Annotated in this window: 13 protein-coding genes; 3 read left to right on the forward strand and 10 right to left on the reverse strand. The window is 61.9% G+C overall.

The window, feature by feature from the left end:
- The first annotated feature begins 73 nt into the window (after positions 1-73).
- On the forward strand, positions 74-1,039 hold the full coding sequence (locus tag ISN74_RS11745; RefSeq protein WP_188800860.1) for a LysR family transcriptional regulator: 966 nt from the start codon (positions 74-76) through the stop codon (positions 1,037-1,039).
- On the opposite strand, the gene ISN74_RS11750 is transcribed toward ISN74_RS11745, so the two are convergent.
- The 10 genes from ISN74_RS11750 to ISN74_RS11795 all read right to left on the reverse strand — a co-directional run bounded on the left by ISN74_RS11750 (position 1,011) and on the right by ISN74_RS11795 (position 10,791).
- Positions 1,011-1,628 carry a phosphoribosylanthranilate isomerase gene (locus tag ISN74_RS11750; RefSeq protein WP_188800862.1) on the reverse strand — a complete coding sequence of 206 codons (618 nt, stop codon included), beginning with the start codon at positions 1,626-1,628 and terminating at the stop codon, positions 1,011-1,013. The two genes, ISN74_RS11745 and ISN74_RS11750, sit on opposite strands and share 29 nt — an antisense overlap.
- Positions 1,625-2,392 (reverse strand): tRNA pseudouridine(38-40) synthase TruA, encoded by a 768-nt coding sequence (truA, locus tag ISN74_RS11755; protein WP_188800864.1) that lies wholly within the window; start codon positions 2,390-2,392, stop codon positions 1,625-1,627. Before truA ends, ISN74_RS11750 begins: the two co-directional genes overlap by 4 nt.
- Positions 2,393-2,500: 108 nt before the next feature.
- Positions 2,501-4,774 (reverse strand): FimV/HubP family polar landmark protein, encoded by a 2,274-nt coding sequence (locus ISN74_RS11760; RefSeq protein ID WP_188800866.1) that lies wholly within the window; start codon positions 4,772-4,774, stop codon positions 2,501-2,503.
- 167 nt (positions 4,775-4,941) lie between these two features.
- Positions 4,942-5,232: a hypothetical protein gene (locus ISN74_RS11765; RefSeq protein ID WP_188800868.1), complete on the reverse strand. Its 291-nt coding sequence runs from the start codon at positions 5,230-5,232 to the stop codon at positions 4,942-4,944.
- Positions 5,232-6,260 carry an aspartate-semialdehyde dehydrogenase gene (locus tag ISN74_RS11770; protein ID WP_188800871.1) on the reverse strand — a complete coding sequence of 343 codons (1,029 nt, stop codon included), beginning with the start codon at positions 6,258-6,260 and terminating at the stop codon, positions 5,232-5,234. Before ISN74_RS11770 ends, ISN74_RS11765 begins: the two co-directional genes overlap by 1 nt.
- A 133-nt stretch (positions 6,261-6,393) precedes the next feature.
- The gene (locus tag ISN74_RS11775; protein ID WP_188801207.1) at positions 6,394-7,395 is read right to left on the reverse strand and encodes a 2-hydroxyacid dehydrogenase; all 1,002 of its coding nucleotides are present in this window, start codon (positions 7,393-7,395) and stop codon (positions 6,394-6,396) included.
- 120 nt (positions 7,396-7,515) lie between these two features.
- The gene (aroC, locus tag ISN74_RS11780; protein ID WP_188800873.1) at positions 7,516-8,604 is read right to left on the reverse strand and encodes a chorismate synthase; all 1,089 of its coding nucleotides are present in this window, start codon (positions 8,602-8,604) and stop codon (positions 7,516-7,518) included.
- A gap of 93 nt (positions 8,605-8,697) precedes the next feature.
- The gene (locus tag ISN74_RS11785) at positions 8,698-9,249 is read right to left on the reverse strand and encodes a GNAT family N-acetyltransferase (RefSeq protein ID WP_188800874.1); all 552 of its coding nucleotides are present in this window, start codon (positions 9,247-9,249) and stop codon (positions 8,698-8,700) included.
- Positions 9,250-9,449: 200 nt separating this feature from the next.
- Entirely contained in the window at positions 9,450-10,370 is a 921-nt protein-coding gene (prmB, locus tag ISN74_RS11790; RefSeq protein ID WP_229679402.1) for a 50S ribosomal protein L3 N(5)-glutamine methyltransferase, read from the reverse strand.
- 94 nt (positions 10,371-10,464) lie between these two features.
- Positions 10,465-10,791 (reverse strand): cupin domain-containing protein, encoded by a 327-nt coding sequence (locus ISN74_RS11795; RefSeq protein ID WP_188800881.1) that lies wholly within the window; start codon positions 10,789-10,791, stop codon positions 10,465-10,467.
- 66 nt (positions 10,792-10,857) lie between these two features.
- On the opposite strand from ISN74_RS11795, the gene asd reads away from it, so the two are divergent.
- Both asd and ISN74_RS11805 read left to right on the forward strand, forming a co-directional pair.
- Positions 10,858-11,703: an archaetidylserine decarboxylase gene (asd, locus tag ISN74_RS11800; protein WP_188800882.1), complete on the forward strand. Its 846-nt coding sequence runs from the start codon at positions 10,858-10,860 to the stop codon at positions 11,701-11,703.
- 152 nt (positions 11,704-11,855) lie between these two features.
- Positions 11,856-12,296, forward strand: coding sequence for a hypothetical protein (locus ISN74_RS11805; protein WP_188800885.1), 441 nt, complete (start codon positions 11,856-11,858; stop codon positions 12,294-12,296).
- Positions 12,297-12,301: the final 5 nt, after the last annotated feature.

Raw genomic sequence — 12,301 nt, forward strand, 5'->3', positions numbered from 1 at the left:
CAAAATAGCGCGATTCGGGCGATCAAAAAAGCGATATGATCGCCATAACTTGTCAGAAAAACTCACAAGACGCTTGAGCCGCGACCTGCCCTCACTAAACGCCCTTCGCGCCTTTGAGGCCACCGCCCGATTGGGTAGCGTCAGCCGTGCCGCTGAAGAACTGCACGTCACTCACGGCGCCATCAGCCGCCAGTTACGGGTACTGGAAGAGGCGCTGGATCAACCGTTATTCACCCGTCTTGGGCGTGGCATAGCCCTGACAGCGACTGGCGAGCAATTGCGTGATCGCGTTGCTGGGGCCTTCGATCAGTTGCGTGATGGCTGGGCTGAACTGCGCCGTCAACGTAGCGAGTCACCCTTCGTACTCGGCTGCCCCAGCAGCCTGCTTGCCCGCTGGATGATTCCACGCCTGGAGCGGCTGGAACGTGATCTGCCAGCGCTACGGCTGCATCTGTCGCCGGAAGAAGATCCGCTCAACCCTTCGCATGCTCAACCTGACGCTGCCCTGGCCATCGCCACACCGCCCTGGCCGGCCGGCTGGCAAATCCATGAGCTGGCGCCGGAACGCATCGGGCCAGTGGTCAGCCCTGGCTACGCGGGCCTCAAGCCATTGTTGGAACGCGGGTTGCCTGCGTTGCGTGATGAAGCCTTATTGCACACCAGCTCGCGCCGGCAGGCATGGCCTACGTGGGCAAATGCCAACGGCTTGCCCTTGGACGCATTGCGCTATGGCCAAGGGTTCACGCGATTGTTCTACCTGCTCGAAGCTGCCGTGGCCGGACTCGGTGTGGCGATTGCGCCAGCGCAACTCGTGCAAGATGACATCGAAGCAGGTCGCCTGCTTGCGCCGTGGGGCTTTGTACAAACCGATGCAAGCTGGATATTGGCAACACCTCGCCGCCTGCATGACAGCCGCATCGATGAGCTGGCCACATGGCTACGCCAAGCGTTGATGTCACGGGCAGACGTGTGGCCTGCTATGAACCCGGAAACGCGCAAAGCGCGTTCCTTCACGCAGCAGCGCGAACCGCCGCGATGAAATCGCGTAGCTTGATGGGGTCCTTGATGCCTGGTGCGGATTCAATGCCGCTTGACACATCCACGGCCCACGGCTGCGCAATACGAATCGCCTCGGCGACATTCGCTGCCGTCAGTCCACCGGCCAGGATCAAGGGCTGTTTCAGATCACGCGGCATCAGCGACCAGTCGAAGCTTTTGCCGCTGCCACCAGGCTCGCCCAGGCCGTGGCCATCGAGCAACAAACCCGCCGCGTGCGGATGATCCCGCAATTGATAGAGCGCTGCAGCGCCTTCGCCCATCGCGATCGCTTTCAGATAAGGATGGCCGAACTGTTTGCACCATTCGTCGCTTTCCGTACCGTGGAATTGCAGCAGCGAGGGGTGCACGACATCGATGACTTCCTGTACGAAGCCGGCATCATCGTCCATGCACAGTGCCACCGTGGTGACGAATGGCGGCATGGCGTCAACGATGGCCTTGGCCTGCGCCAGTGAAACCTGTCGCTTGCTGTGCGCGGTCATCACCACGCCAATGGCATCGGCGCCGAGTTGCGCAGCAAGCAAGGCGTCTTCGACGCGGGTCATGCCGCAGCATTTAATACGGGTCATTCGCTCACCTCTGCTGGCAACTGCCAGTGCCGTTCATAACGTGGACCGATAAAGGTCAGCCCGGATGCCGCGGCAGTGGGACCTGCCACTTCGCGATTGCGTCCTTCCAACAAGGCTTTCACCCAGTCTACCGGCTGCTCGCCACGGCCGACCGGCAGCAGCGAACCGACGATGTTACGCACCATATGATGCAGGAAGGCATTGGCTTCGATCTCGATGATGACATGATCATCGTCGCGCCAGACCTTCAACGCCTTTACTTCGCGCCGCGCGTGAGCAGCCTGACAGGACACGGCGCGGAATGCGCTGAAATCGTGTTCGCCGATCAATACCTGCGCCGCTTCGTGCATGCATCTGGCATCGAGCGGATGACGCTCCCAGGTGACATAGCGCGCATCCAGCGCAGGACGCACATGGCGATTGAGAATGGTGTAGCGGTAGCGCCGGCTACGCGCAGAGAAGCGCGCATGGAAGTCTTCGGCAACGGGCTGCGCCCACAGTACGGCCACGCTGATGGGCAGATTCGAACACGTACCCAGCACCCAGCCACGCATGTCACGCTGCACCTCAGTGTCGAAATGCACGACTTGGCAGCGTCCATGCACGCCCGCATCGGTACGGCCAGCGCACGTGACCTCTACCGGTTCAGCGGCGACGAACGAGAGTGCGCGCTCCAGGTTTCCTTGCACAGTGTTGCCATGGCTGAGCCGTTGCCAGCCAAGGAAGTCGGTGCCGTCGTATTCGATGCCCAGGGCGATGCGCATGGCGTTCAATGAAACTGCGAAGCGGATAAGGGTAACAGGTGGCATGGCCCGCAAAAAAAACGGGCCGGCATGGCCGGCCCGATCGTGTCTACGCGAAGGCGATAGCCGTCAGCGAACCTTGGCCATCAAGGTTTGCGCCATGTCCTTCTGTATCTGGCTGCCTTCATGCATCACCTCTTCCAGCATGGCGCGTGCCCCGTCCGGGTCACCCATGTCGAGATAAGCACGGGCCAGATCGAGCTTGGTGTCGATCGGATCGTCATGCAGTTCGCCGAAGTCCTCTTCCTGGACAGCGGAATGAGCAGTCTCGTGCGCCGCTTCGTGAGCGGTTTCCGCCGGCTCGTCGAATTTCCAGGTGGAGAGGGATTCTTCCTCATGCTTCGGTGCTGGAGCCTGACTGCCCAAGATGTCCGCATGATGCGGCGTCAGGTCGAAGTCAAAGTGGTACTCGCTAACCTTGGACGGCGGCAGCGGCGGCGGTGCCTGCTTGGCCGATGCCAGATCAGGGGTTGCTGTCTTGTCGCCGGCGTAGCTGTCCAGATCGAAGCGGTGCAGCGGCGATTGTTCGTCGTGGGTCGACGTCGGAATCGCGGCCTCTGCGAACAGCGGATGGCCCGGTGCCAGATCCTGCCCCATGTGCATGACATCCTGCCATTCCGGCTGGTCAGCGGCAGTGATATGGGCATGCATGGCTTCCGCAGCGGCTTCGAAGTGCTCCACATCGCGGCGGGTGTAGTACAGGCTGACCAGTTCCAGGTGCGACGCGATGTCGTCCGGATGTTCGGCGAGTTGATCCAGCAGCTCATCCTGGTCGGGATCGGAACCGTGCGAAACGTCGTCGAAATTGTCTGCGTCGACCGTGCCGAAATGATCCGCCAGCGATCCCCTGTTGCTAGGTGCAGCGGCTTTGGACTTGGCCGGCTTGCTGCCCGACTTGCCACGGCGGGCCAGCAAGCCCAGCAGAAGAAGCACGATCACGCCACCGCCCGCGGCCAGTGCCCAGGTCTGCATATACCAGGGCTGCTCGGCTGCAGCTGGCGCCGGAGCACGATGCAGTGGCGGGTGCACCACCGGCTTCGGCTTGGCCGGCGCAGTGACAGGCGCTGCAGCCACCGGGGCCGAAGCGCCGGACGCAGGATTGGCGGCTGGCTTGGCCGCAAGAGCCTGGGTCGTCGCGGCCGAATGGGTAGAGGCTGTGGCAGCCGGCTGTACAACCGGTACTGGTGGTGCTGCCGGAGCGGGAGTTGCTGCGACCGGCGCAGCTGGCATACCCGCCGCCTTGCGCGCATCGGCAAGCTGCTTTTGCAGATCAGCGATTTCGTTGTCCTTGAGGGACAGCAGGCGCTGGTTCTTGCCGTTGATGTCTTCCAGGTCCTTCAGGCGCGACTTCAACTCGTCGCCCTGTTGCTGCAGCGAGGCGAGTGTTTCCTGGCTGCGCTGCAGTTCCTGGCGAATCGCAGCGTTGCCCTTGCCGTTTGTGCCACCAGCCGACTGGCCTTCACCAGACGCCGGCACCAAGGCGAGCTTGTCGGCATTGCTGGTCTGGGTAGGTGCTACCGACGCGTTGGAACGCGTACCGCCCGTTGCAACGGCAATCGGAGCGCTGGTGCCGTTGCGCCAATCACTGTTCTGCTGGCGCACGGCAGCCAACGCCGCGGCTGCCGCGGTCGTCAGGGCATCGTCACGCGAGGGAACGCGCAGTACGACGCCTGCTTTGAGAGCGTTGATATTGTCGCGATAAAAGGCATCCGGATTGGCTGCCTTCAGGGCCAACATCATCTGGTTGGTATCGACACCAGCTGGCGCGGTTTGCGTGGCGATATGCGAAAGCGTGGCGCCCTTTTCTACCGGGCCGAACTGGCCGTTGCTGATCGCAGCCCGTTGAACGGGTGCAGCCGCAGTCTGACGAGGAGCCGGCGCAGATTCGGCGGAGGCCGGAGTACTGGCCGGCGTGCGACGGCGAGCTGGGGCGCTGCTCGTCGCGCTCTGCGCTACCTTGTTAGCGGGGTCGAGCAGGATGGCGAACTCGCGCACGCTGCTGCCGGTGGTGCTGGTGACTTCGACCAACAGGTCAAGATAGGGATCGTCCACCGGCGCACTGCTGGTGACGCGGATAATCTTGTGGCCGCCTTCGTCTGCCACGGTGAATTGCAACGGGATGGCCGGCCGCTCGCCACCCACCTTGGCAAAGGCATCATTGGGGGCCAACTGGGCGCTCAAGCTTTGCAGCTCGGCCGGGCTGGCCTGCGTGACCGGGATCTCCACCAACAACGGCTGGCCCAATACCGATTTCACATGGGCCTGGCCCAGTTCTACGGCTGCCGCCTGAGTACTGCCCAGCGCAAGCGCCATCAGTATCGACAGCTTCAACGAACGATTCATCGCGTGCTCCCCCGAGACAACCCGGACGCTTTACCTAAAGACTACCGCAGCTTGCGGCAACTTTCTCTGAGAAGGCGTCACTTTAGTTAGATAACCATCAATCAACAATACCAGAATTGCCTGTCAGCCCTCTCCATGGGCGATTTTTTTGCCCGGCGTGACGGCCATCAATGCCCGACCGCAGGTGCCTTGGCCGCCTGCTGCGCGGCTTTCAGCTGCTCGCGCAGTTGGGCGATGGTACGGTCCTGTTGTTGCAAGCGCTCAGCAGCCTGGCGACTGGTCGATTCCTGCTGGCCGACATCCTGCTGCAGGTGGTCGACTTCGGCCTGGTGCTGGGCGATGCGCTGGTTCAGGTGCGTCACCGCTGGCGAGCTGGTCGATCCGGAGGACGGCGGATCGGCCCAGACGACGGCCAAAGGCAACAGGCAAGCGATAAGAACCAGCGCACGGCATTGCATTACAGGTAATCCTCGATCAGCAGTTCCGCAATCTGCACGGCATTCAGCGCCGCGCCTTTGCGGATGTTGTCAGCCACGATCCACAGATCCAGACCGCGGTCGTGCGAAATATCCTCGCGGATGCGGCCCACGAAAACCGGATCCTGCCCGGCCGCATCGCCCACCGGCGTGGGATAGCCGCCCGGCTTGCACTCGTCCTGCACCACCACGCCGTCGGCATTTTCGAGCAACTCGCGCGCCTGCTCGGCGGTGATCTTGTCGCGGGTTTCGATATGCACGGCTTCGGCATGGCCGTAGAACACCGGCACGCGCACGGCGGTGGGATTCACTTGGATCGACTCGTCTTCCAGGATTTTGCGCGTCTCCCACACCATTTTCATTTCTTCTTTGGTGTAGCCATTGGCCTGGAATTCGTCGATATGCGGAATGACGTTGAAGGCGATCTGCTTGGGGAATTTGCTCTTTTCCACGTCCTGGAAGTTGAGCAATGCGGCGGTCTGCTTGCCCAGTTCTTCCATACCCGAACGGCCGGCGCCGGACACCGATTGATAGGTGGCGACGTTGATGCGCTCGATGCCCACAGCGCGATGGATCGGCGCCAGCGCCACCAGCATCTGCATGGTGGAGCAGTTGGGATTGGCGATGATGCCTCGCGTGGTGTACTGCGCGATGGCGTGCGGATTCACTTCGCTGACCACCAGCGGGATGTCGTCCTGATAGCGGAATTCGGAGGTGTTATCGATCACCACCGCACCCGCTGCCGCAGCGCGCGGTGCATGCTCGCGGCTTACCGAGCCACCGGCCGAGAAGAAAGCGATGTCCACGCCGCTGAAGTCGTAGTCGGCCAGGTTTTTCACGGTGATCTGTTTGCCGCCGAACGCCACATGTCCACCAGCGGAACGTTCGCTGGCCAGCGGCACCAGCTCGCTGACGGGGAATTCGCGCTCGGCAAGAATGCCCAGCAGGGTCTCGCCCACGGCGCCAGTCGCGCCCACCATGGCTACCTTGTAACTACTCTTCTTGCTCATCTCGGGTCACTTGTCAGGGGGTTGGGGATGTCTCCGTACTGGCTCCGAAACCCCGAACGGGGCAATCTAGCCTGCGCGGCTTGCAAACGACACAGCTCGGCCTTCTCGACGTGAGGCCGGTCACGTTTCACCATCATGCCCGCTTCGCTACTTCAGGATTCAGCCATGAAGGAGGATGGCCGGCATGAGGTCCATACCCCAGCGCGGCCAGCAGATTATCAGCAGCGAGCTGAGCCATCGCGCGGCGCGTGTCGGCGCTGGCGCTGGCAATATGCGGGCTGAGCACGGCGTTCTCGAGTTCGCGCAGGGCCGGATTAACCACCGGCTCGCCCTCGAATACATCCAATCCCGCCGCGGCCAGCTGGCCTTCGCGCAACGCTACCGCCAGCGCGGCGTCATCCACGATGCCGCCGCGGGCAATATTCACCAATACGGCCGTTCGCTTCATCTGCGCCAGCTCAGCAGAACCGATCGCATGATGGTTCTCCGCGCTGTACGGCAACACCAGGATCAGGTGATCGGCACGCCGCAATAGCTCGGCTTTGTCCACCCAGGTGGCGCGACATTCGCGCTCAACGGCTTCAGGCAGCCGCGAACGATTGTGATAGATCACCGGCATGTCGAAACCGCTGGCGCGACGTGCCACCGCCTGCCCGATGCGGCCCATACCGAGGATGCCCAGCGTCTTGCCGTGAACATCGACGCCAAGCCAATCATCAAAGCGCATGCCGCCACGCCAGCGTCCCGCACGCAACCAGCGCTCGGCACTGCTGACCCGGCGTGCGGCGGCAAGCATCAAGGCCCAGGCGTAATCAGCAGTGGTCTGGGTCAGCACGTCCGGCGTGTTGGTTGCGATGATGCCTGCTGAGGTGAGCGCAGGAATATCCAGATTGTTGTAGCCGACGCCCAGGTTCGCGATCACGCGCAGGCGGCGATTGCCCGCCAACACCGCCGCATCGATGCGATCGGACAAACCAACGATGACGCCATCGACATCGGCGAGCTTGGCGTGCAATTGCTCTGGTGTTCGCTTGGTCTCTTTGGTTTCCACGCGCACGTCGACGTACTGGGCCAGACTGGCCAGCACCTCTGGAAATAGAGGGCGCGAAACCCAGACGCTTAGTTGTTTGGTCATCATGACTAGATCGAAAAACGGGACTGCTTACGTCTTAACTGGCCGTCATTTCCGCGAGGAAACAGGAAAGCTCGCCGGGATATGTGAATACGTAGTCTGCCAGCTGGAAAAATACTCCGATCAGGTAATACGCGGTTTTATTTCGCCAACGTCGCCACACTGCGCACGGTGGCGCAAGGCGTGATCCATCAGCACCAGCGCCATCATCGCTTCCGCGATGGGCGTGGCACGGATACCGACGCAGGGATCGTGACGCCCCTTGGTGACCACGTCGACCAGCTGCCCGGCCAGATTCACGCTGTGACCGGGAATCAGGATGCTCGACGTTGGTTTGAGCGCGATCGACGCGCGCACCACCTGCCCCGTGCTGATGCCACCGAGAATGCCACCGGCATGATTGGACGTAAAGCCGTCCATCTGCATTTCATCGCGATGCTCGCTACCATGCTGGGCGACCGCAGCAAAACCGTCACCGATTTCCACGCCCTTGACGGCATTGATCGACATCAGAGCCGCCGCGAGATCGCCATCGAGCTTGCCATAGATGGGCTCACCCCAACCCGGCGGCACGCCCTCCGCCTCGACGTTCACGCGTGCACCGACTGAATTACCAGACTTGCGCAGCGTGTCCATGTATTTCTCCAGCTCCGGCACCTGGGCTTCGTGAGGCCAGAAGAACGGGTTCTGCTCGACGGCATTCCAATCGAAACCTTGCGGCACGATCTCGCCCAGCTGAGCCAGGTAGCCACGCACGCGCACGCCATAACGCTCGGCCAGCCATTTCTTCGCGATGACCGCCGCCGCTACGCGCATGGTGGTCTCACGCGCGGAGGAGCGTCCGCCACCACGCGGATCGCGGATACCGTATTTCTGCCAGTAGGTGTAATCGGCATGGCCCGGACGAAAGGTCTCGGCGATATCGCCGTAATCCTTGCTGCGCTGGTCGGTGTTGCGGATCAACAGCGCGATCGGCGTACCTGTCGTAAGGCCCTGATACACGCCGGACAAGATTTCGACCTCATCGGCCTCACGGCGCTGCGAGGTATGACGGCTGCGCCCCGTGGCCCGGCGTTCGAGGTCAGTGCGGAACGCTTCCGCATCGATCGGCAGGCCCGGTGGGCAGCCGTCGATCACGCAACCGATGGCCGGACCGTGGCTTTCGCCGAAGGTGGTGACAGTGAAGAGCTTGCCGGTGGAGTTGCTGGACACGATAGAACCGATAGCGATAAGAGAGGACTGAGCGCTGACAGCGCCAGATTTCCCATCTTGCCACGCTTGAACGTTCTGCGCCGCAGCAACCGCTTAACGGCCAGTGTCAGTCAAAGCCCATTCGCGGGCCAGCAGCGCGAAGATCACGTCATCCACCCATTCATCACCCACTTTCAGACTCTCCCGAAAATGCGCTTCCTGGCGCATGCCCAGCGAACGCAGCAACGCTGCACTGGCCAGATTGCGAGGGTCGATCGAGGCATGCACGCGACGTGCATCCAGCGTGAGGAACAACCAGGTCAACAAGGCCTGCACCGCTTCACGCGCATAACCGTTACCCTGATGAACGGGGGCGATGGTGATGCCGAACTCATACGAGCCATCTGCCTCGGCCGGGATATGCAGACCGAGATCACCGATCAACGTGCCATCGGTGGACAGGCGAATGGCGAACTGCAGCCAGCTATCGGGAATGTCGAGCGAGGCTCGCTCCTGGGATGCGATGAAGTCGGAGGCCTCGTCGCGCGAAACCGGGCGCCAGCCTTGGTAGCGCGCCACCTCAGGATCGGAGCGATAGTGGAAAAGCATATCGGCGTCGTTTTCGCGAAGTGCGTCCAAACGCAGCCGTGTCGTGGTCAGTTCCATCAACTATTCCCAATAAACCTCAATATTCCGAATAAACCTCAAACCGCATCCCGTCATCCCGGCGCAGGCCGGGACCCAGTGACTTTGGGTTTACCGAAAAGCTCCCCAGTGAAGAGTTTAAAGACGCTGGGTCCCGGCCTTCACCGGGACGACGGAGTGGAAGCATTCGGAAAGGTCAGAAGCTTCCCTGCGAGTTCACATCAACGCCGAGCGGCAGCCGTCTCGCGAATGATCGCTGCATGCTCCACCAGCTCCCGCCGCTCCAGCGCAAACACGCCCATCTGGCCGACCTTGAACTCGATCCACACAAACGGCACTTCCGGCAGCAAGGCATTGAGTGCGTGCTCGCTCTCACCCACTTCGACGATCAGCAGGCCGTCTTCCGTCAGGTAATCCGCCGCTTCGTCAAGAATGCGCAAGCAGATGTCGAGGCCGTCCTCGCCCGAGGTCAGACCGAGCTTGGGCTCGTGGCTGTATTCGCCCGGCAGCGCGGCGTATTCGTCTTCGGTGACGTAGGGCGGATTGGAGACGATCAGGTCGTACTTACGCCCTTTCAGCCCACCAAACAGATCAGATTTGATGGCGTCCACGCGATCGCCCACGTGTTGGAAAGCCACGTTCTCGCGCGCCAGTGACAAGGCGTCGTCGCTGATATCAACGATATCGACCTGCCAGTGCGGGTTGTACTCGGCGATGGCGATGCCGATGCAGCCGGAACCGGTGCACAGATCCAGCGCGCGCTCGACATGGCGTCCATCCAGCCAGGGCGTGAACCCGGATTCGATCAATTCGGCGATCGGCGAACGCGGCACCAGCGCACGGCGGTCACTCTTGAACTTCAGCCCGGCAAACCAGGTTTCACCCACCAGATAGGCAACTGGCAGACGCTCGTTGATGCGCCGCTCGATCAGGTTGATCACGCGCAAGCGCTCTTCGGCGGTGAGCTTGCCGGCGCCGTAAGCCGGCGGAATGTCCGGCGGCAGGTGCAGGCTGGCCAGCACCAGGTGAGTCGCTTCATCGATCGGGTTGTCGTGGCTGTGGCCGAAGGTCAGCCCGGCAGCGGAGAAGCGGCTGGCACCGTAGCGGATAAAGTCGATGATCGAGGTGAGTTCGGCAGTCACGTAGGCACGGTCCGGCTTAGGGGCTGTGAAGTATAGCGACTGCTCGTCATTAGCCTCACGTTGATTCATGCATTTGCCGCACGTCGCCGGCCCTTCAGGCCGCCTCGCCCCCGCTCGGTCCGTAGTACATCACCCAGGCGCTGAAGTCCTTGCTGAAGTCCTCGAAGTGGTGCGGCGTGCCAGCGGGCACGAACAACAGCTCGCCGGGGCCGAACGGCTGACGGGTGTCTCCGCACACAAAGTAGCCTTTGCCGGAAATCACCATGCACAGCTCGTCGCGACGATGCGGCGTTTGCCGGTCGATGCTGACCGGCTGGAACACCTCCACCTCCAGCGTGCCGTGCCTGAAAATGCCGACCGATGTCTTCCTGGCCTGGTCAAGCGCGGCCAGCGCGATGGCCGGGGTCATTCGTTGTTGCATATTGCCTCCCCGGAGGCGATCTCAGCCCCCATCCGAGAATCGCTTCCTTTTCCTTATACTTGCCTGATGACTTTCAAGGTATTCCTGCAATACATCCTTCCCCATCGGGCGTTGTCACGCGTGGTCTACTGGGCTACACGCTGGACACTTACGCCGTGGAAGAACTTCCTCATCGGCCAGATCGTGCGCCGCTACCAGGTCGACATGACCGAAGCTGCACAACCCGATCCGTTCGCCTACCCACACTTCAATGCGTTCTTCACACGCAAGCTGCGCCCTGATGCCCGCCGTGCGGATCTGTCTCCCGCCGCCTTGCTTTCGCCGGCAGATGGACGCATCAGCCAAGCGGGCCCTATCGTCGACGGACGCATATTCCAGGCCAAAGGCCAGTCCTACACCGCCGCCGAATTACTGGGTGACGAAGCCGCCGCCACGCCGTATCGCAATGGCCGTTTCGTCACCATCTACCTCTCGCCACGCGACTACCACCGTGTGCACATGCCCCTGCGCGGCGAGCTGAAGGAAACGGTGCATATACCGGGCCGGATCTTCAGCGTGGCTCCGTTTGCGGTGGAGGCGATCCCGCGTCTGTTCGCGCGCAACGAGCGATTGGTCTGTCACTTCGACAGCGAACGCGGGCCGTTCGCCGTCGTCATGGTGGGTGCGATCCTGGTGTCCTCGGTGGCGACCGTGTGGGATGGATTGGTGATTCCACCCTATGCACCATCGATTCGCCGCAAGTCGTTTACAGGACAAAACATCTCGCTGGAACGCTTCAGCGAGATGGCGCGCTTCAACATGGGCTCCACCGTGATCATGCTGCTGCCCGAAGGCACCGCAGATCTGGATGACTTGATACCGCAGCAGGCGATCAAAGTTGGACAGCGATTAGGTGAACTGCATCACACTTAGTTCGTCAAAGCAGCTTCTTCGCTTAGCCCAGAGCGCCGAACTCTGACGCACATCGTCATTTTGTGACGTTTTCGGCGCAACCGTCTTGGACGGGCCGCTATCCTCCGCGCCTAACCCGCGCAGTCGTGCGGCACTGTCCAACGAGGGGTCTTATGCAGATCGTCACCCGCCTGATCGCGATGACTCGCGCCCGGCAGTTGCAGCGCCAGTTCCAGCAGATTGAACGCAGCATCGCTTCGTTGCCCGCACGCACGCGTTCGCGTCTGGCCATCATGACGCTGCGGGAAATCGGCCAAGCCTCCAAGTGCGAATTCCCCCACCTGTACAGCACCGCGCCGGACCAGCGCTACGCACCATGGGGCCAGGGCACGGAAATCGGCTTCAGCCGCGCGCAATCGGAAAACCCCGAAGTTGCCCTGCGTGGCATCGCGCTATGGCTCGCCGTGGCCTATCACGAAACCAAGGAAACCCCGCATACCAGCCTGCAACCACAGCATCGCCAGTTGCTGCGCGTATTGCGCGAACTGCGCGATGCCGGCAGTGAGCCGGCAGATGCCACGACGCAGTGGATGCGTTCCGGAGCCGCGGCGTAACAGCA

This window comes from Dyella caseinilytica, assembly GCF_016865235.1.
In the GTDB taxonomy this organism is placed as follows: Bacteria; Pseudomonadota; Gammaproteobacteria; order Xanthomonadales; family Rhodanobacteraceae; genus Dyella_B; species Dyella_B caseinilytica.

Excerpts from the sequence above, each read along its gene's own strand:
- ISN74_RS11785 (WP_188800874.1), bottom strand. The coding sequence starts at position 9,249 with ATGGAACTGACCACGACACGGCTGCGTTTGGACGCACTTCGCGAAAAC.
- ISN74_RS11760 (WP_188800866.1), bottom strand. The coding sequence starts at position 4,774 with ATGAATCGTTCGTTGAAGCTGTCGATACTGATGGCGCTTGCGCTGGGC.
- ISN74_RS11770 (WP_188800871.1), bottom strand. The coding sequence starts at position 6,260 with ATGAGCAAGAAGAGTAGTTACAAGGTAGCCATGGTGGGCGCGACTGGC.
- ISN74_RS11750 (WP_188800862.1), bottom strand. The coding sequence starts at position 1,628 with ATGACCCGTATTAAATGCTGCGGCATGACCCGCGTCGAAGACGCCTTG.
- ISN74_RS11805 (WP_188800885.1), top strand. The coding sequence starts at position 11,856 with ATGCAGATCGTCACCCGCCTGATCGCGATGACTCGCGCCCGGCAGTTG.
- asd (WP_188800882.1), top strand. The coding sequence starts at position 10,858 with ATGACTTTCAAGGTATTCCTGCAATACATCCTTCCCCATCGGGCGTTG.
- ISN74_RS11775 (WP_188801207.1), bottom strand. The coding sequence starts at position 7,395 with ATGACCAAACAACTAAGCGTCTGGGTTTCGCGCCCTCTATTTCCAGAG.
- ISN74_RS11795 (WP_188800881.1), bottom strand. The coding sequence starts at position 10,791 with ATGCAACAACGAATGACCCCGGCCATCGCGCTGGCCGCGCTTGACCAG.
- ISN74_RS11765 (WP_188800868.1), bottom strand. The coding sequence starts at position 5,232 with ATGCAATGCCGTGCGCTGGTTCTTATCGCTTGCCTGTTGCCTTTGGCC.
- truA (WP_188800864.1), bottom strand. The coding sequence starts at position 2,392 with ATGCGCATCGCCCTGGGCATCGAATACGACGGCACCGACTTCCTTGGC.